18 protein-coding genes and 1 pseudogene are annotated in these 19821 nt (G+C 41.5%); 17 read left to right on the top strand and 2 right to left on the bottom strand.

Annotated features, from left to right (window positions below):
• Positions 1-123 precede the first annotated feature (123 nt).
• Complete coding sequence (locus DW083_RS22305) at positions 124-300, top strand: hypothetical protein (protein WP_167451654.1); 177 nt, start codon at positions 124-126, stop codon at positions 298-300.
• Here the strand turns inward: DW083_RS22305 and DW083_RS16675 are convergent, their stop codons facing one another.
• Positions 301-2475 (bottom strand): tetratricopeptide repeat protein, encoded by a 2175-nt coding sequence (locus DW083_RS16675; RefSeq protein ID WP_122333157.1) that lies wholly within the window; start codon positions 2473-2475, stop codon positions 301-303.
• Positions 2476-2560: 85 nt separating this feature from the next.
• Here DW083_RS16675 and lepA point away from each other — a divergent pair, with 85 nt between their 5' ends.
• Both lepA and DW083_RS16665 read left to right on the top strand, forming a co-directional pair.
• Positions 2561-4348: a translation elongation factor 4 gene (gene lepA, locus DW083_RS16670; RefSeq protein WP_115499459.1), complete on the top strand. Its 1788-nt coding sequence runs from the start codon at positions 2561-2563 to the stop codon at positions 4346-4348.
• Positions 4349-4605: 257 nt separating this feature from the next.
• Positions 4606-4806, top strand: coding sequence for a hypothetical protein (locus DW083_RS16665; protein ID WP_115499460.1), 201 nt, complete (start codon positions 4606-4608; stop codon positions 4804-4806).
• A 119-nt stretch (positions 4807-4925) separates the two neighbouring features.
• Here DW083_RS16665 and DW083_RS16660 read toward each other — a convergent pair whose 3' ends face one another.
• Positions 4926-5765 (bottom strand): S1 RNA-binding domain-containing protein, encoded by an 840-nt coding sequence (locus DW083_RS16660; RefSeq protein ID WP_122333156.1) that lies wholly within the window; start codon positions 5763-5765, stop codon positions 4926-4928.
• Between the two features lie 190 nt (positions 5766-5955).
• On the opposite strand from DW083_RS16660, the gene DW083_RS16655 reads away from it, so the two are divergent.
• The 14 genes and pseudogenes from DW083_RS16655 (at position 5956) to DW083_RS16595 (ending at position 19817) form a co-directional block, all read left to right on the top strand.
• Positions 5956-6771, top strand: coding sequence for a polysaccharide biosynthesis/export family protein (locus DW083_RS16655; RefSeq protein ID WP_115499462.1), 816 nt, complete (start codon positions 5956-5958; stop codon positions 6769-6771).
• Between the two features lie 6 nt (positions 6772-6777).
• On the top strand, positions 6778-7227 hold the full coding sequence (locus tag DW083_RS23055; RefSeq protein WP_233552252.1) for a hypothetical protein: 450 nt from the start codon (positions 6778-6780) through the stop codon (positions 7225-7227).
• Between the two features lie 161 nt (positions 7228-7388).
• Positions 7389-8378: a hypothetical protein gene (locus DW083_RS23050; protein ID WP_233552251.1), complete on the top strand. Its 990-nt coding sequence runs from the start codon at positions 7389-7391 to the stop codon at positions 8376-8378.
• A 3-nt stretch (positions 8379-8381) separates the two neighbouring features.
• Positions 8382-9359, top strand: a complete 978-nt coding sequence (locus tag DW083_RS16645; RefSeq protein ID WP_122333155.1) for an NAD-dependent 4,6-dehydratase LegB — start codon at positions 8382-8384, stop codon at positions 9357-9359.
• Positions 9352-10490, top strand: a pseudogene (locus DW083_RS16640) (LegC family aminotransferase). The gene DW083_RS16645 and the pseudogene DW083_RS16640 overlap by 8 nt, the downstream one beginning before the upstream one ends.
• Positions 10487-11128 (top strand): acetyltransferase, encoded by a 642-nt coding sequence (locus DW083_RS16635; RefSeq protein ID WP_122333154.1) that lies wholly within the window; start codon positions 10487-10489, stop codon positions 11126-11128. Before DW083_RS16640 ends, DW083_RS16635 begins: the two are co-directional and overlap by 4 nt.
• 3 nt (positions 11129-11131) lie before the next feature.
• Positions 11132-12139: an N-acetylneuraminate synthase gene (gene neuB / locus DW083_RS16630; RefSeq protein WP_122333153.1), complete on the top strand. Its 1008-nt coding sequence runs from the start codon at positions 11132-11134 to the stop codon at positions 12137-12139.
• Positions 12136-13290 (top strand): UDP-N-acetylglucosamine 2-epimerase, encoded by a 1155-nt coding sequence (gene neuC / locus DW083_RS16625; RefSeq protein ID WP_122333152.1) that lies wholly within the window; start codon positions 12136-12138, stop codon positions 13288-13290. Before neuB ends, neuC begins: the two co-directional genes overlap by 4 nt.
• A 1-nt stretch (position 13291) precedes the next feature.
• Positions 13292-14332 carry a nucleotidyltransferase family protein gene (locus DW083_RS16620; protein ID WP_122333151.1) on the top strand — a complete coding sequence of 347 codons (1041 nt, stop codon included), beginning with the start codon at positions 13292-13294 and terminating at the stop codon, positions 14330-14332.
• Positions 14333-14339: 7 nt separating this feature from the next.
• Positions 14340-15026: a cytidylyltransferase domain-containing protein gene (locus DW083_RS16615; RefSeq protein WP_122333150.1), complete on the top strand. Its 687-nt coding sequence runs from the start codon at positions 14340-14342 to the stop codon at positions 15024-15026.
• Between the two features lies 1 nt (position 15027).
• Positions 15028-16287, top strand: coding sequence for an oligosaccharide flippase family protein (locus DW083_RS16610; RefSeq protein ID WP_115499471.1), 1260 nt, complete (start codon positions 15028-15030; stop codon positions 16285-16287).
• A gap of 25 nt (positions 16288-16312) precedes the next feature.
• Positions 16313-17317 (top strand): glycosyltransferase family 52, encoded by a 1005-nt coding sequence (locus DW083_RS16605; protein ID WP_122333149.1) that lies wholly within the window; start codon positions 16313-16315, stop codon positions 17315-17317.
• A gap of 164 nt (positions 17318-17481) precedes the next feature.
• Complete coding sequence (locus DW083_RS16600; protein WP_122333148.1) at positions 17482-18534, top strand: acyltransferase; 1053 nt, start codon at positions 17482-17484, stop codon at positions 18532-18534.
• Between the two features lie 41 nt (positions 18535-18575).
• Complete coding sequence (locus DW083_RS16595; RefSeq protein WP_122333147.1) at positions 18576-19817, top strand: O-antigen ligase; 1242 nt, start codon at positions 18576-18578, stop codon at positions 19815-19817.
• The last annotated feature ends 4 nt before the right edge of the window (positions 19818-19821 follow it).

The raw sequence follows: 19821 nt of genomic DNA, 5'->3' as shown, positions 1-19821 counted from the left end.
AGAAGAAAAAGATGGTTGATGTTTAGGTTTTTAGGTTTTTTTGTTTTGGTTGATTGAATGGCTCGGAACTTCCGGGCCATTTCTGTTGTTGAATAGCTATAGAAACATAAAAAATGAATGAATATGAACGAAGATCTTACCAAGATTACGGAAAATGCCGAATCGAAAGCATTAGACCGGGAAAAAGAACAATATCCCGTACAACAAATCGCTGTTACTGATCCGATAAGTGATAAAGAAGTAAAGGATGCAGTAAAGGAACTGAATCCGGATACGAGTAGTTTAGGAAGCAGAGGGTGATTATAAAGCACCCTCTATCTTGTATCTCAATTGGTCCAGCATCAGGGCCACTTCTGTCTCTTCGATGCCGGCAATCAACAGATCGGGAATGTCCTGGCCGAATTGTTCCTGGAACTTGCTGAAGTTGACGTTCTCTATCTGTACGGCTTGCTGGTAATGAGCGAGTGCACCTTTGATATTCTGCAATGCCCATTCCGTATGTCCGGCATTCAGAAAGTCTTGTGCGTTCGGCTGGTTGTCCAATATCTTTTTGTAGTAGTTTCGTGCCTGGTCGTATTTGCCCGTAAGGAAGGAGCACCATGCGATCGGTCTCCAGGCTTTATGGCTTTTGCTGTCTAAATAGTCAACCTTGAAGAAACATTTTAATGCTTCATTATAGTCTTTCAGTTCGAGGTGGCAGTGGCCGATACTGATTTGAACCGACAAATTGTCCGGATTCAGTGCTTCATACCGGCGGTAATACTTCAACGCTTCCTCCGGTTGCTTAAGCGAACGGTAGCAGCCGGCGATCCGGCGGATCACCCATTTGCTTTCCGAATTCAGCAGGTCGGCATGTAGATAAGCGTCCAGTGCCCCGTTCAGGTCTCCTTCCATTTGCTTGCAATAACCGATCTTCTGGAACAGAATGTCGCTGTTCGGATCGATTTCAGCCAATTGGTTGAATATAGTCAGCGCGTCGCAGAAATAGTTCTTGCGCAGATAGTATTCGGCAATCGTCGTAAGACTTTCTTTATCCGATATGTAAGGACGCAGGATTTCCAGGTTATGGAAGTCGAGCGGCAGCGTAAAGATGTCCGTAAAATCCAGATGTCCCGGATAGAGCTTGAAGAAACGATAGAGGTCCTGTATGTATTGACTGATTATCGTATCCTGTTTGCCCCGCTTGCTGATCAGTTCCTCCTTGTTCTGTTGGATCATTTCCGATGCCTGGCTGTCAAACTGGTGCATCATCATCTTCCGTGCCTCTTTCGGCAACTGCATCATGCTGAAATAAAGCGAATACTTATCCGAGTTACACATGAATGCCGCCAAGGTCATCGAATCCAGCATCTGCTTTTCCGCTTCGTTGTCCTGGTTGAATTGATCATCGAAAGAGGAATGTTCGATCGTAAAAGGAAGCAACCAGTTGCTTAATTCATGGAAAAACGGGTAATTCTTCAAATGGATAAAGGTCGAATGCATCACATCTGCTCCTTCTTGCTGGAGTTCCCCGAATTCTTCCATCTTTTTGCCCAAATTGCTGTCTGCGAAAAAGCTTTCCCATTCCGGGTTCATTTCTTCTCCAAGCTGTTCCGGGGTTAGGTCCTTCAGGTTGATCTTGTTACTGATCTTCGGGCTTAGCTTCATCATTTCCGGAATGATCTCATCCTGGAGTTTACGGGTGATCTTTTCCGTTTCACGAGCCAGGATGAAGCGCAAAGTGATAGTCCGGAGCGCTTTGGTAAAGCCCGGAACCTCGGCTAAGGCGGCCAGGCGGTTGGCTATTTGCGGATATAAAGCCGTACGTTTCCTATATGTATATAACGTTATCAGGATTGATATTAAAGCCCGGACCTTGATTTCCTCGTTCGGATGACTGGCTGCGTCAAACAGCAAAAGCGCTTTTTCCTTGTCGAATACTTCCTGTAATCCTAAAAATAAAGCGGAAACGATTTGGCAGCCGGTAATGAATGGCAACGCCTCGTCCAGAAGCATATCGCGGATCTCGTTCGCCTCTTCCTGTTTGAGAAAGCCCGACACCCATATTTTACTGAATATACTGATGTTGAATGCATCACATTCCCGGTGCTTTCCGGCCTCATATTCCAGGATCAACTGGTTGTGAATCTGTTCGTAAGTAAACGGAGGCTGCACGGAGATGTTCCTGCGCCGGCTGTAATAGCTCAGGGGAGATTCGATGGCGAGCGCTTTTTGTCTGACCGAGTCCGCCAATTCGTAAGTGGAAGCCTGCAGGTTGTTGTATATCTGTTCCTGCATCGGGTCTTTCGCGCCTTCGATCCGGTAACGTAACATATATTTGTAAGTATCCTGCAATTCGTTGAGCTTATCCTGAAAAGAATATTCCCGGCTTCCCGCAATAAGAGCCTGTAGGGAATCGAAAGCATTCTTCAATTCCTTACTGTCCAATGAACCGACTATGCGGTTATATGCTTTGTTTATTTCTTGTAGTGTCATATATTATTAACAACAAATGGTATGCCAAAAGTATAACAATTTAGGCTAAATTTCCTATCTTTGCGCACCTAAATAAATTTAGCAGATGAAGAATATCCGCAATTTCTGTATTATTGCTCATATTGACCATGGTAAAAGTACTTTGGCCGACCGTTTGCTTGAGTACACCAAGACAGTAGAAGGCAAAGACTTGCAAGCTCAGGTGCTGGATGATATGGACCTGGAGCGTGAACGAGGCATTACGATCAAGAGTCATGCCATCCAGATGAAGTATAACTATAAAGGAGAAGAATATATCCTGAATCTGATCGATACTCCGGGGCATGTCGACTTTTCGTATGAAGTTTCCCGTTCGATTGCAGCCTGCGAAGGCGCTTTGCTGATTGTCGATGCTGCTCAGGGCATTCAGGCACAGACCATTTCCAATTTGTATATGGCAATTGAAAATGATCTGGAGATCATTCCGGTAATGAATAAGATAGACCTCCCGAGCGCTATGCCGGATGAGGTGGAAGACCAGATTGTCGAACTCTTAGGCTGCCCGCGCGAAGATGTTCTCCGGGCCAGCGGTAAGACAGGAGAGGGCGTTTATGACATATTGAATACGATCGTAGAAAAAGTTCCGGCGCCTAAAGGGGATCCGGAAGCACCTTTGCAGTGTTTGATTTTCGACTCTGTCTTTAATTCGTTCCGTGGTATTATCGCTTATTTCAAGGTTGTGAACGGTGTGATCCGGAAAGGGGACCATGTCAAATTTATTGCAACCGGTAAAGAGTATGACGCCGACGAGGTGGGTGTATTGAAGTTGACAATGTCTCCCCGCGATGAGATTCGTACAGGGGATGTGGGATATATCATATCCGGTATCAAGACTTCCCGTGAAGTGCGTGTGGGAGATACGATTACTCATGTCGCCCGTCCTGCCAAAGAAGCGATTTCTGGATTTGAGGAAGTGAAGCCGATGGTGTTTGCCGGAGTCTATCCGATCGACAGTGAAGATTTCGAGAACTTGCGCGCTTCTTTGGAGAAGCTCCAGTTGAACGATGCCTCGTTGACTTTCCAGCCGGAAAGTTCAGCAGCGTTGGGCTTTGGTTTCCGTTGCGGTTTCTTAGGATTGTTGCATATGGAGATTGTACAGGAGCGTCTGGATCGTGAGTTCAATATGGATGTGATCACGACTGTACCGAACGTGTCTTATAAGGTTTACGATAAGAAGGGCGTTTGTACGGAAGTGCATAATCCGAGCGGTTTGCCCGATCCTACGCTGATCGATCATATCGACGAACCGTATATCCGCGCGTCTGTCATTACCAATACCACTTTTATCGGTCCTATCATGACACTTTGTCTGGGTAAACGCGGTATATTGCTCAAGCAGGAATATATTTCCGGTGACCGTGTGGAGATCCATTACGATATGCCTTTGGGTGAGATTGTGATTGATTTCTATGATAAGCTGAAGAGTATTTCCAAAGGATATGCATCGTTTGATTATCACATCCATGACTTCCGTCCCAGTAAGCTGGTCAAGCTCGATATCCTGCTGAACGGCGAACCGGTGGATGCACTTTCCACGTTAACCCATGTGGACAACAGCGTTACGTTCGGCCGCCGTATGTGTGAAAAACTGAAAGAACTGATTCCACGACAGCAGTTCGATATTGCTATCCAGGCCGCTATCGGTGCCAAGATTATCGCCCGCGAAACCATCAAGGCAGTCCGGAAAGATGTGACGGCAAAATGTTATGGCGGTGATATTTCCCGTAAGCGAAAGTTGCTGGAAAAGCAGAAAGAAGGAAAGAAACGAATGAAGCAAATCGGTACGGTCGAGGTCCCGCAGAAAGCATTCCTCGCTGTATTGAAATTGGATTAAAAATAGAAAGGGATGGATCTTGGATTCATCCCTTTTTTTACAATAACCCCCTGTTTTTCTATTTCACCTCAAAAAATGTACGATTTTAATTTGACTTTTCGCTACCGGAATTGCGCTTTTCGTGACAAACAATCCGGTGGCCTGCGCAGTCCGTCCCAAAAACATGACATTTGTCAAACCGGAACAGAGTCTTCCCCGCATTCTGATAAAGCTTAACTCCCGGAGAATCGAATATTTGAAACAACAAAGGGAAGGATATGGAAATATGGAAAGGAGCAGAAGGTGATTTCGGAAAGAGTCGGCACCTCATTTCCATGAAGTCGGACTTCATCGTGCTGACCCGGAACTTCGTTGCTCTGAAGTCAGACTTCATGGGTAACGAAGATAAACTTCAGAGCGATGAACCGAGACTTCAGGGAAATTTTCTGCGCACCTCGCAAAAACAGACTGGAAACTGACCTGTTTTTTACATCGGGCGCAAGCTTCGGTAAGGAACTTCATGGATGTCCTGCGAGAGGTTTTCAAGATGTTTTTTACAATAAGTACCCGTTAGATATGTGTTTAAGACGCTATGGGGTTAGCCTTTGTTTGTTAACCGGATTCCTTCCGGTTCGAGAAGAATTAATTTTTGTTTGTAAAGGGCCCCGATAGCCTGTTTGAATGCTTTCTTGCTGCAACGGAATAAAGAGTAAATAAGTTCCGGCTCGCTTTTATCATGTACGGCAATATATCCGCCTTGCGCTTTCAGTGATTCCAGGATTGTTTTGGCAATGCCGTCCACTTTCTGATATCCTAATGGAGTCAGGCTGACATCTATCTTTTCGTCTTCCCGTACTTCTTTGATATATCCTTTGAGGTGTTCTCCTTTTTCAAGCCGTTGGAAAACTTCACTGTGGTAAACCAGTCCCCAATGTGTATTATTGATGATGACTTTATATCCTATTTCGGTATCTTCCGCCACCAACAGGTCTACTTCCTGGTTCGGAGTGTAGTCAGGTATGACGTTATCCAGGTATTTGTCGATTCTTGCGGAAGCGACGATGCGTCCGGTCACATGGTCCAGGTGTACATAAACCAGATACCATTTCCCTTCGCGCATCGGCATTTTCTGTTCTTTAAAAGGAACCAGCAGATCTTTCATCAATCCCCATTCCAGAAATGCGCCGGTATTATTGACAGACTTGACCTCCATGAACTGAAATTCTCCCACTTGCGCAAGCGGCTTAGCCGTTGTTGCAATCAGTCTTCCTTCATTATCATGGTAAATAAAAACTTCGACCTCATCTCCCGGCTTTACATTCTTAGGCACATAACGAGCCGGCAAAAGGATTTCCAAATCGTTCCCGCCGTCCAGGTAAACCCCGAAATCCAAGTCCTTTACAATCTTAAGCGTATTATATTTTCCGATTTCTATCATCTTTCAATTTCTTTTGGGGCAAAAGTACGGGAAAATGGCTTAATATCCTATATTTTTTACTCTCTAAGCAGCAATATATCAAAATTTGCATCGTTATAGAAGTAACAGTTTTTATAAGGAGTTTTTAAGTAGAAGGTTCTTTAGAAAATTGTATCTTTGCAGTTCTAATTTAGAAATACTAATTAATAGCATGAGATTGAAATATTATTTGTTTGCCCTTTTTTGTGGATTGATGTGTGCGTGTTCGGCGCCAAAAGATGTGATTTATTTCCAAGGGATAGATGATTTGACACCTGAGCAATTGGCGAAAATGAGTCAATCGTACACGACTAAAATAACGAATGATGATCTTTTATCGATTAATGTGACAGCATGGGACCCTGCAGCAGTTACACCCTTTAATCCTCCGGTATATGCATATTCGGCCACTCCGCAAGGGGAACAACCAATCATCGCATCTCAAAACTTATATACATATTTGGTAGACCAGGATGGAAATATAAATTTCCCGGTTTTGGGCAAGATACATGCCGCAGGTCTGACGAGGCAGGAATTGGCAAATAAGATGGAAGAAATGATTTCCAAATATGTGGAGAACCCGTTGGTAAATGTGCAGTTGCTTAACTTTAAGATTACACTGATGGGAGATGTGTCGCGTCCGGGTGCATATACGATAAAGAATGACAGAATATCAATATTGGAAGCTATAGGATTGGGAGGTGATTTGCAATTGACCGCCAACCGGAAAAATATTTTGGTGATTCGTGACAATAATGGTATAAAAGAAAGCCATCGCTTGGATTTAACTGATCCTGCCATATTTGCCTCTCCTTATTTTTATTTGCAACAGAATGATATTGTTTACGCTGAACCGATAAAGAATAAACAGCGTTCGCGGACCAGTGCGGACCGTTCTTTTACGATGTCGTTGCTGACTTCTGTGATAAGCTCAGTTTCAATTATAACGAGTATGGTCATTACAATTGTTAATTTAAAAAGAAAGTAATTATATATGGAATCTATTCAGCAAGATAATGAAACAATTAATCTGAAAAAGATTATCATTTATTATTTCCGTCATTGGCGATGTTTTGTAGTGGCAGGTATTATTTCGTTAATTCCAGCTTTATTATATTTGATTTTGGTTCCCCGTACCTATGAGATGATGACAAAGATTTTGTTGTTGGAAGATAAGGGTACTTCAAGTTCGGGGTTGAATATCGGTGATGCTTCGGGATTGATGAAGACATTCGGCTTAGGTGGCATTAGCGGCGGTAGCTTTAATATGGATGACGAAATGGCAAAGTTAATGTCTACGACTACTTTGCAGGATGTTGTTTTGAAGTTAGGTCTGAATGTCGCTTACTATAAGCCTAATGCCTATAAATATAAAATGTATGAAGATACTCCTTTATTATTGTCTGCTGATTCGTTGACACAAAAGAATCTGGATCTCCCATAACATTTAATGTCGATATAGATAAGACAGGAAAGGTTAAAGTCGTCGCCAAGAACGAGGACGGCAAGAAACATTTTGAATTTAACTCTTTACCGGCCGAAATAAAGATGGAAGAAGGTTCTTTCCTTTTATCGTTTCGGGAAGACGAGATAAAGCCTTTATCTTTGAAACTTGAAATTTCCCCGGCTATATGGGTTGCACAGGATTTGTCCGAGTCATTGCTGTTTGATGAATTTGCGAAGAATGCGAATGTGGTGGAGATTTCATGTACCGATTACGAAAAGAAGAGAGGGCTGGATCTGCTACGGACATTAGTGGATGTTTATAATTCGCAAGAAGACTCCATTAAAAAAGCGGAAGGTGGGAAAAGTGTCCGGTTTCTGGATGAACGTTTAAATGCTGTCGTTGCCGATCTGACGGATATTGAAGTAAACATTGAACGTTACAAACTCAAGAATAAGATGACGGATATTGAATATGACGTTCAGTTCTATGCTGATCAGATGAAAGAGCTGCAGATGAAGATCATAGAGTTGGAGGCTCAAACCCGTTTGGTGGATTTGTTGGATGCTTATGTGAAAGATCCTCAGAATAAATATAATCTGGTCCCTATTCTGCTGGCTTCCGGTGAGGGCGAGAATTCTTCTAAATCTGTTTCATCTTATAATGAAGCATTGTTGGAGCGTTTAAGACTCATGCAAAGTACGAAAGGTGATAATCCTCTGATAGGACAAATGAATAAGCAGGTGGATCAATTACGTGAAAGCGTTTTCCTGTCTATCGATAATGCTAAAAAAAGTTTGAACCTGACTCTGGATGATTTGAAAGGAAAAGAGAAAATCATCATGGATAAGATGGGAGTCGTTCCGACATTGGAGAGGGAATATGTCGACTTTCGCCGTCAACAGGAAATATACCAGGCTCTTTATCTGATCCTTTTGCAGAAGCGGGAAGATTTTATGCTCTCTATTGGAGAGAGTAAGGACCGGGCGCGTATTGTTGAGGCCGCATATGTCAAGAAGAAATCGATTGCCCCCAGAAAATTATATGCTCTTATAGGCATGATCATTTTCACAATGGTTGTTCCTGTTGCATTCCTGTTTGGAAAAGAGCAATTTGTGGCATTAAAGAAGGAATATAAAGAAACGAAGTAAGATATGCAAAAAGTATTGGTTACAGGTGCTGATGGTTTTATCGGTTCCCATTTGACTGAAATGTTATTGGAACAGGGTTATAAAGTCAAAGCGCTTTCATATTACAATTCTTTTAATGATTGGGGATGGTTGAATGATGTCAAACATCCTGATTTGGAGGTAGTGACAGGCGATGTGCGTGATCCGCATTTCTGCAAGCATATAACCCGGGATGTCGAGATTATCTTCCATCTGGCGGCATTGATTGCAATTCCCTATTCTTATGTTGCGCCGGACAGCTATGTGGACACGAATATAAAAGGAACTTTGAACATTTGCCAGGCTGCAAAAGAAAACGGAGTGAAAAGAGTACTCGTAACCTCTACTTCGGAAGTGTATGGTACAGCCCGTTATGTCCCGATTGACGAAAGCCATCCCAAGCAACCGCAGTCTCCTTATTCTGCAACGAAGATCGGAGCGGATGCGATTGCTATGAGTTTCTATAATGCTTTCGCTTTGCCGGTCGTGTTAGTCAGACCGTTCAATACATACGGTCCCCGTCAATCGGCCCGGGCTATTATCCCGACCATTATAACGCAAATTGCGAATGGAAAGAAAGAGATAAAGCTGGGAGATTTGACTCCGACCCGCGATTTTAATTTCGTGAAGGATACTTGTAAAGGGTTTATCGAATTGTCTAAATGTGACGCCGCAGTAGGACAAGAGGTCAATATCTGCAGCAACAATGAAATTTCGATGCGCGATACTTTGAATTTAATAGCCCGTCTGATGAATTCGGACGTTAAGTTCATAGAGGACCAGGCCCGTATCCGTCCTAAGAACTCAGAAGTTTTCCGTTTATGGGGAGATAATGCGAAGATAAAATCCTTAACGGGATATGAGCCTTCTTATCCTTTGGAAGAGGGCCTGAAGGAAACGATAAACTGGTTTTTGGATAAAGATAATTTGAGAAAATATAAAGCTGATATATATAATGTATAAGCCTGTAGTTGATTTTATACATGGACTATATCATTCGGATGACTTCATTCCTCTTCATGCCCCTTGTTTTATCGGCAATGAAAAGAAATATCTGAATGAGTGCATCGATACGACATTTGTCTCGAGTGTCGGTAAGTTTGTGGATCGGTTTGAGGAGATGGTAGCTGAATATACAGGGGCGGCAAAGGCGGTTGTCTGTGTAAACGGAACGAACGCTCTTCATATGGCTTTGTTATTGGCGGGGGTGGAGCGTGAAGATGAGGTTATATCCCAGGCTTTGACATTTATTGCTACCGCAAATGCAATCAGTTATATAGGTGCTCATCCTGTTTTTATTGATGTAGACCGGGAAACGATGGGCTTATCTCCCGATAGTTTGAGGAAATGGCTTTCAACGTCTGCAGAAATAAAAGACGGGGTTTGTTATAATAAAGAGACAGGGCGGAGAATAAAAGCTTGTGTCCCGATGCACACGTTCGGGCATCCTGTCAGATTGGCGGAACTTGTACAAATATGTGGGCAATATCATATCGAGTTAATAGAAGATGCCGCTGAAAGTGTCGGTAGTTTGTATAAGGGCAGGCATACTGGTACTTTTGCAAAATCAGTGCTTTAAGTTTTAACGGCAATAAAACGATTACGACCGGCGGAGGTGGTATGTTGTTGTTCCGGGATGCCGAATTGGGCGCTTATGCAAAGCACTTGACGACGCAGGCAAAGGTGCCCCATCGTTGGGAATTTATGCATGACCATATAGGTTATAATTATCGTATGCCTAATATCAATGCGGCTTTAGGTTGCGCGCAGATGGAAAATCTGGATCGTTTTGTCGCTAATAAACGTGAGACTGCTGAAAAATATAAGCTGTTTTTCAAGGATATGCCGATTGAGTTTTTTTCCGAACCGGAAGATTGCCGTTCCAATTATTGGTTAAATGCGGTTTTATTGCCGGATAAGTCGGCGCGTGATGAATTTCTGACCTATACAAATGATCATGGAGTTATGACACGGCCGGTTTGGGGATTGATGAATAAACAACCGATGTTTGCGGGTTGCCAGACGGACGATCTGACAAATACTTACTGGTTTGAGGAACGTGTTGTGAATATTCCAAGCAGCGTTCGATTATGAGTGATCCCGGTAATATAGTATTGGTCGGTGGCGGCGGACATTGTAAGTCGGTGATAGAAGCAGCCGAAAGTGCCGGTTATACGATACTCGGCATACTTGATATGCCGGAATTTGTCGGTACTACTGTTTTGGGATATCCGGTTGTCGGAACAGACGACGACTTGGCTGAATATGTAGACAAGGCCCTGTTCCTGGTGACGGTAGGGCATATAAAGGATGCAAGTTTGCGAATCAGATTGCACGAACGCATTCAATCGGTTGGTGGTCGTTTGGCTACGGTTGTGGCTTCTACAGCCCGTGTTTCCCGTCATGCGTTCATTGGCGAAGGGAGTGTGGTATTACACCATGCAATGGTTAATGCAGACGCCCATGTCGGGAAAGGTTGCATAATTAATACATTTGCCAATATTGAGCATGATGCTGTTATTGGAGATTTTTGCCATATTTCGACCGGAGCCATGGTGAATGGCAATTGTACGGTTGGCCAGGGAGTCTTTTTAGGAAGTCAGTCTGTGATGGTGAACGGTGTCGGTATTATGGAATCTTGTGTGATTGCCGCCGGTAGTGTTGTGCGTAAAAATATAGTGAAAAAAGGCGTTTATTCCGGTAATCCGGCTTTATTAAAGATAAAATTGTAAGATATGAAGCATACTCTTGTTATAGCAGAAGCAGGTGTAAATCATAACGGCTCGCTTGAAATGGCGAAACAGTTGATTGATGTGGCGGCAGAGGCAGGAGTGGATTATGTTAAGTTTCAAACCTTTAAAGCCGAGTCACTGGTTTCAAAGAATGCTGTCAAAGCTGAGTATCAGCAAAGGAACCTGCATGATGGCAACAATTCCCAATACCAGATGCTGAAGCAACTGGAACTTACTCGCGAACAGCATTTGATCTTGACAGATTATTGTACAAAGAAAGGAGTGAAGTTCTTCTCTACTGCTTTTGATTTGGACAGTATCGATTTTCTTGCAGAACTTCATTTGGGATTGTGGAAAATTCCTTCGGGAGAAATTACTAACTATCCTTATTTAAGGAAGATTGCCCGAATAGGAGAACCTGTAATCCTGTCTTCTGGAATGAGCGGATACCGGGAAATAGAAGAAGCGTTGGCTGTCCTGGTGGAAAATGGTGTCCGGCATGATGATATAATTGTGCTACATTGTAATACAGAATATCCGACCCCTATGGAAGATGTGAATTTGCGGGCTATGCAGTCTATAGCCGCGAGATTTCATGTCAAAGTCGGATATTCCGATCATACAAGAGGTATAGAGGTCCCTGTCGCGGCTGTCGCATTAGGGGCTTCTGTCATAGAAAAACATTTTACTTTGGACCGGAATTTGGAGGGGCCGGATCATAAAGCCTCTTTGGAGCCGGATGAACTGAAGAGAATGGTTTCATCGATTCGGAATATAGAAAAAGCTTTAGGGGATGCTGAAAAACGGGTAAGCCCTTCGGAAGCTAAAAATATAGAAGTTGCCCGGAAAAGCATTGTTGCTGCATCCAAAATAGAGAAAGGTGAGATTTTTACAGAACAGAATCTGACTGTAAAACGTCCGGGAAACGGCATTTCTCCCATGAAATGGTTGGATGTGTTAGGGAAAGCGGCGACAAGAATATATGAACCGGATGATCTGATAGAATTATGAGAAAGATATGCGTTATAACCGGCAGTCGGGCTGAGTATGGCTTACTAAGTGGCCTTATGAAGCAAATAGATGAATCTGAAGATTTAAAACTACAGGTCATAGCAACCAATATGCACCTTTCTCCTGAATTTGGCTTGACATACAAAGAAATCGAGAAGGATGGCTTTGTTATCGATAAACGGGTTGAGATGCTGCTTTCGTCGGATACATCGAGTGCCACGGCAAAATCCGTGGGATTAGGCATGATTGGTTTTGCCGATGCCTATGAAGATCTGCGTCCTGACCTGATTGTTGTTTTAGGCGATCGGTATGAAATCTTGGCAGCCGTTTCTGCTGCCTTGTTTTTTAAGATTCCTGTGGCCCACCTGCACGGAGGGGAGATTACGGAAGGAGCCTATGACGATGCGATCCGCCATGCGATTACCAAGATGAGCCATTTGCATTTCACATCGACGGAAGAATATCGGAAAAGGGTGATCCAGTTGGGAGAAAGCCCGGATCGGGTGTTTAATGTAGGGGCTATCGGAGTTGAAAATATAAAAAAAGGTTCTTTCCTATCGAAAGAGGAATTGGAGAATAGCTTGGGTTTTAAGTTAGGCGACAAGTCTCTGCTTGTCACGTTCCATCCCGTGACTTTGGAAACGTGTACGGCGCGGGAACAATGCGACAATTTGTTGGAAGTCTTGGCAAGGCATCCGGAGTATCGGATTCTTTTTACACTCCCGAATTCGGATACGGACGGGCGTGTCATAATAGACTGCATAAAAGATTTTGTTGCAAAGAATGAAGACCGGGCAATCGCTTTTAAGTCTTTAGGCAAGCTTCGTTATCTTTCCGCATTGAAATATGTCTCTGCTGCGATTGGTAATTCTTCGAGCGGCATTTTGGAAGTTCCGAGTTTCGGAATACCGACTCTGGATATCGGAAACCGTCAAAAGGGGCGTATTGCTGCAAAAAGCGTGGTGCACTGCGGAACGTCGACGGAAGAAATAGAACAGGGTTTTAGATTAATTTTCTCTGAAACAATTCAATCAGCTTCAAAATTGCGGAGTAATCCGTATGAAAAGGAGGGGACTACAGACATGATTGTTTCTCAGTTGAAAACTTATCCATTGGAAAACCTGATTCAAAAATCATTTTATAATTTGTAATATGGATGCAAACTCAAAATATATTATAGATGAAAATCTAAATATCGGGGAGGCTTTAGTTTCATTGAATCAACTATCCAATGATATCTTAACTCTGTTTGTCGTAGACGGTCAGGGGAGAATGGTCGGTTCGTTGACAGATGGAGATATTCGCCGGTGCCTGATTAAAGGGGTTACATTGGATGCTCCTGTTTCTTTGGCCATGAATCGAAATTTCCATTATTTACAATATGGCAATATTTCTATTGATGAAATAAAAACGCTAAAATCGAAGAAGATAGTCTTATTGCCCTATTTGGATTGTGATAAGCATATAATTAAAATATATAACCTTCAGAAACAGAAGTCTATTTTACCGGTAGATGCGGTTTTAATGGCGGGAGGAAAAGGATTGCGTTTACGTCCGTTGACGGAGACAGTCCCCAAGCCATTGTTGAAGGTTGGCAATAAACCGATTATCGATTATAATATAGATCGTTTGATCGAATACGGTGTCGATCATATTTCAATAACCGTAAATTATTTAAAGGAACAGATTGAGTCGTATATAGCCGAATCCCGTGTGAATTCCAACATACGTTGTATTCGCGAACCGCAGTATTTAGGAACGATAGGGTCGATCAGGTTCGTAGAACATTTTCATCATGATACGGTATTGGTGATGAATTCGGATTTATTTACAAATATAAATTACGAAGATTTCTTCTCTCATTTTTCAGAGCATCAGGCTGATATGTCTGTGGCTGCAGTGCCTTACTCTGTTTCGGTTCCGTATGGGATATTTGATTTGGAAGGGCGGGAGATTAGAGGCATAAAAGAAAAGCCGACATTCAATTATTATGCTAATGCCGGCATATACTTGATAAAGAAAGATTTATTGGAACTTATTCCTTCAAATACGTTTTTTGATGCGACGGATTTCCTTAATCTGTTAATCTCGAAGGGCTATAAAGTCATACGTTATCCTATTACCGGCTATTGGCTGGATATCGGTAAGTTTGAAGATTTTGATAAAGCTCAGGAATTAGTAAACCATTTATAATTGAATAATGAGATTGTTGTATTTGATACCGGCGAGAGGGGGAAGTAAAGGTATTCCTCATAAGAATATAAAACAGTTATCGGGAAAGCCTTTAATTGCTTATTCGATTGATGTGGCCCGTCAATTGACGGACGACAGTAATATCTGTGTCTCGACCGATGACGATGAAATTATACGGGTTGTTACATCTTATGGTCTGGCAGTTCCGTTTAAAAGACCTGATTTTCTTGCGACAGATTCAGCCGGTACATACGAGGTCATTTTGCATGCAATCGATTTTTATGAGAACTTAGGGGTTTGCTATGATGCGGTAGTCCTTTTGCAACCGACTTCTCCACTGCGGACTGCCCGGCAGGTAACGGAAGCTATCGGGTTATATGATAAGTCTGTTGATGCCATTGTTTCCGTATGCGAATCCCCTCAAAATCCATATTATAATTTATTCGAGGAAAACAGGGATGGGTATCTTCGTATCTCAAAGGGCGATGGCGCTTTTAGAAGACGCCAGGATACTCCTTCTGTCTGGATGTTTAACGGGGCTATTTATGTTTTTAATGTAGAATCATTGCGTAAGGGGTATTTCGATAGTTTTAAGAAAATACGTAAATATGTTATGCCACTGGATATGTCAGTCGATTTAGATACCCTTACAGATTGGATGTATCTGGAAGCTGTAATGAATAAAGGAAAGTAGCATGTCTTTTGCTTTGATAAATAAGATACGGACTAATACATTGTTCAGGAACGGAACGTTATTCGCTTTCTTCTCTTTTCTGAATAGTGGCATCGGCTTCTTACTGTTATTGGTATTAGCCAGCTTTATCCCCCCTTCCGAATATGGGGAGTTGAATCTGTTTAATACGTTTGTGACATTGTTGGCTATTTTTATTTCATTGAATGCGACGGGTATTATTGCTGTCGATTTTTTTTCTGCAGAGAAAACGCAACTTCGGCGGATGTTAAGTACGGTTTTATGCCTGTCTTCCGCTTCATTTCTTGTTTTTTCATTACTGCTCTTGTCCTTTTCCTCTTTTTTTGAACGGATAATCGGATTGTCTGCTGAGTATCAATGGTTGGGGCTGTTGGTTTGCTATATGCAAGTCTTTTCCACTGTTAATCTGGATATTTGGCGTTTGGAAGAAAATCCTCTTTCCTATGGAATATATAGTGTCTCAACAGTTCTTGCAAACTTTATCTTGACTTTAATTCTGGTTATTGGCTTCCATTGGGGGTGGTTGGGACGAGTGTACGCACAGGTTGCCGTCAGTATGCTGTTCTTTTTCGTCAGTATCTATTTCCTGATAAGAAGGGGCTATCTTCAAAGGCTGATACCAAATAAAGAAACCGTAAAGTCTGCTTTGGCTTTCGGTATCCCATTAATTCCTCATAGCGCTTCCGCCTGGATTCGTCAAGGCTTGGATCGGTATGTGATTAATTACTTTTATATGGCTGCCCAAGTCGGAATATACAGCTTCGCTTATAATTTTGCTAATATTATTCAGATTATAGGCTTGGCTTTTAATGCGACAAACTCGGTATATATATATAAGAACCTTGCCAATATAGAGGCGGATACATCCAGCCGTTTATTGAAGCAGACTAAAGTCATGACTTTGTTTTTTGCAATTGTTACATTATGTGTTTATGTCGGAACTTCTATCTTTATACCGGTATTTGTTCCTAAATATAAAGATGCAGTACCCTATCTGTTCCCGTTATGCATGGGCGCTTTTTTCCAATGTGTATATTATTTGTTTGTGAATTATCTGTTCTATTATAAGAAGACAAAAAAACTAATGTATATAACATTTTCAATGTCTCTCTTTCATGTGCTGCTATCCGTGTTGCTAACGCGGTATTCGGTGATGTACACGGCTTATGTAACGATGATTGTAAACATGATGATTACTTTAGGCGTATTTTTATACAGTCGTCGTATATATAAACTGATATGATTTGTTGAATTTAATATAATATTCTATGCATAAATATTCTATCCCCCGTTTTTCGAGGGTTTGTATAGTCGATACGGTTTATTCATTGTTTATTTATTTGTTGATCAGTAGTAAAGAAGAAACGGGTCATACATTTTTCTTCTTTTCGGATGGAATCGATGCCTCGATAAGAAATAGGTTCCCTAACCATTATTACATCCCTTCCAAAGATTTCCCAAAGCGTAACTTTATATCAAGACTTTGGCTTCGTCTGAAATTGAGATTGGTCGCTCCTTTTAAATGGCCTTTTTTAACATCAGCTGATTTATATGGGCATGACCATCTTTGTTTTACCCCCTCCTTGACCGGAAATAGAAGAATGACCGTCTTGGAGGATGGCATGGGCAATTATTGTGATAATCCTTTTGGATTTGTCGAGTATTCGGGGATCGAACTTTTAATCAGGAATCTCTTATTTGGCCCATTGTCGACAAAGAGGCCGTTAGGTAAATCCTCCTATGCGGAGAAGGTTATCCTGACAGGAATGAAAAGTATTCCGGAAGAATTAAAACAAAAAGCAATTCTTATCGATCTGCCTCAGATGTGGGATGCTTTGGAGGAAAGTGAAAAAGGGCGGATTTGCAGTTTTTTTTCCATTGACTTTGAGATGCTGAAAGAGCTTTCTCAGAAAGATACAGTTCTTTTCACACAGCCCTTTGCTGATGAAATAACGCTTGACGGGCTCATTGGCATTTATCGTAAGATGCTGGAGAATGTGGACAAAGACAAACTTCTCATCAAGAGACATCCTCGTGATATGGTTGATTATAAGACCGCTTTTCCCGGTGTGTATGTATTTGATAAACCGATACCGATGGAACTGTTGACGTTATTAGGTGTGCGGTTTAAAGATGCCTATACAATAAGTTCAACCGCAGTGCTTTTACTGCCTCCAACTGTTAAGATTCATTTTTCCGGTCATGCCGTGCATCCGGGACTATTGGAAAAATATGGAGATATTCAGATCGGAAATTTGAAAGGTAATAAATGATTTCCAATCCTAAAGAGTCGTTGCTTTTGTTGTGGGAGTCCCGATAAAGTAGTACATTTGTCAACAGGCAGTAATCGAATCATTGCTGTTTAAGACGAAAGTGAAGGCGCTCTAAATATAAATAATTCTTTTGGCAAAGAGATTAAAACAACTATCATAGCATTATGTACGATATTTTATTAACCTCGTTGATCCTTTTGTTTTTGTTATTCGCGGCTTTGTGGCAAAGTAGAAGTGGTGATGAGAAAAATTTCTTCTCTAAAGATTATACAAATACATTGAAGGGTTTGTGCGCGATTGTGGTACTGCTCGTACATGTAGATCCGTCCTATCAGAATCCCCTTCAGGACGGTGTCGGAAGTTTTGCTTATGTCGCAGTGACTTTATTCTTTTTTATTTCTGCTTATGGCATGCAGTTAAGTGTGGAAAGGAAGCCCGGATATTTAAAGCATTTTTGGCGGAACAGGTTGGTGAGCCTTCTTATACCCTGTTTCCTGATTAATTTGTTTGCGTTCGCATATCAAATGGGAATCTTGAATAATAAGAGTTTAGCTGTCCTTGTTGAGATCAATGGATATGTAAAGGTTTTACTTCAATATTGTTTGTTGTTCTATTGTGTGATGATGCTTGGCAAATGGTTAAAGGTGGAGAAGACTTGGATTACGGACGGTTTGCTTATTGCTGGCGTAGTAGGTTCGAGCCTGTATCTTTATTTTAGCGAAGGAGGTGATGGCGCAAATGTTTCGGGATGGTGCTATGAACGCTATGGACTGGTATGGGGATTGTTGTTATATCGCTTTTTCCCTCGGGCTTTAACTTGGTTCAATGCGCAACGGCTTGTCAAAATTATAGCCTTTTCGTTCTTGAGCGCTCTCCTGGGCTTGCTTTATCTGAAGTTCAAAACCGATTGGTTTTATGGAGAGTATCTGTTGAAAGTGCTTCTTGGCATATCTATAATTACTCTTTTGTTTTTGGTCTCTCAAAAAAGAATTTTCGGCAATAGAGTAGGGAGGTTCCTGGGCGATATATCTTTTGAGATTTATTTATCGCATGGGCTTATAATGGGTATATTGGCCTATTTCTGTCCATCGCTAAGGAGCGGAACCTTTCTCATCCTCTCGGTTGTTATGACGGTTCTTTTCAGTTGGCTGGTTCATGAGATTGCAAAACGGCTTGTTTCGTTGTTAAGAGCCAAAGAAATAGGGCGTAAAGCATAATAAATAGATAAGAAAAACGTTTTTGTTACAAACTGGATATAATGGTACAAGACTTTATAAATAAAAACTTTAGCCGGTTACTAATATTCACTCTCATATTCGGAGTGATTCTGTATGATACAATTGGATTTGATTACACGGATGAGCTGTGTTCTTTATTGCTGTTTGTCTTATTTCTCAAATATGTTTTTTCCACTCCGCATTGGGAAGTAAACAAGATGTTTTTGGTGACTACGGCTGTCTTTCTTTTTTATCTGTGCTATTCTTTTTATATAGGGAGTAATAGCAAAGCCGCTATAATTACTGATTTTGTCGTACAATACAAACCCTATCTCGGCTTTTTCTGTGTTTATGCAATCAAACCTGTAGTATCTCCAACCTACAAGAAATTGATATGCGAAATATGTATTGTTCTTGGCATTTACCTGTTAGGGGTGGGAATTGCATATCAAATATCTCCAACCAATCTTAATTACATATCGATGCATCCATCCCGGTTGGCGACTTCAGTTTCGATTATCAGTCTTTTGTATCTGTATTGCAGTGACTTCACCCAAAGGGATAAAGCAATATTTATATTATTGATGGTGGTCGGATTATTATCCGAGCGTTCCAAATTTTATGGATTCTTTATTATTTGTGTAGCAATGATCCTATTTGTAAAGCCGTCATTTAAGTTTAAGCTGAATATAAAAAATATCATTTTGTGCTCTATTGTCCTTGCACTGGTTTTATTTTTTACTTATAAAAAGATGAATATCTATTTTATTAGCGGAGGAGACTTTTTGGGTGATGATGAAAAGATACAAGACTCTATTGCACGGGCGGCACTCTATTTCTATGCACCTGATATTTTGTCCGACTATTTCCCTTTTGGGTCCGGATTCGGATCTTATGCGACTTACGCGTCCAGTGTATATTATTCGCCATTATATAATCACTATGGAATGGATGGAATATATGGATTAAGTAAACATTTTGGCTCTTTTATCGCAGATACATATTATCCGGCATTGGCTCAGTTTGGATATGTCGGCATTTGTTTATTTTTCCTGTTTTGGGGAAACTTGGCGCTAAAAGCATTGAGGAGCCATAAATTTGCGTATAAAGAGGCATTAATGGCGTTGATGATTATTCTCTTTTTCATGATCGAATGTACTACCGATTCTACAATAACACACAATCGTGGATTATTTATGATGGTGCTTTTGGGACTTTTGTTCTCAGACATAAGGCATATAGTAGCGCAAGATAAGAATAAAAAAGTATTGTCTTCAAAATAATTCT

It is taken from the genome of Parabacteroides sp. AF48-14 (genome assembly GCF_003477465.1).
Taxonomy (GTDB): Bacteria; Bacteroidota; Bacteroidia; order Bacteroidales; family Tannerellaceae; genus Parabacteroides; species Parabacteroides acidifaciens.
Note: the sequence above shows the minus strand (reverse complement) of the source record. Positions and strands in the feature narration are given on the sequence as shown.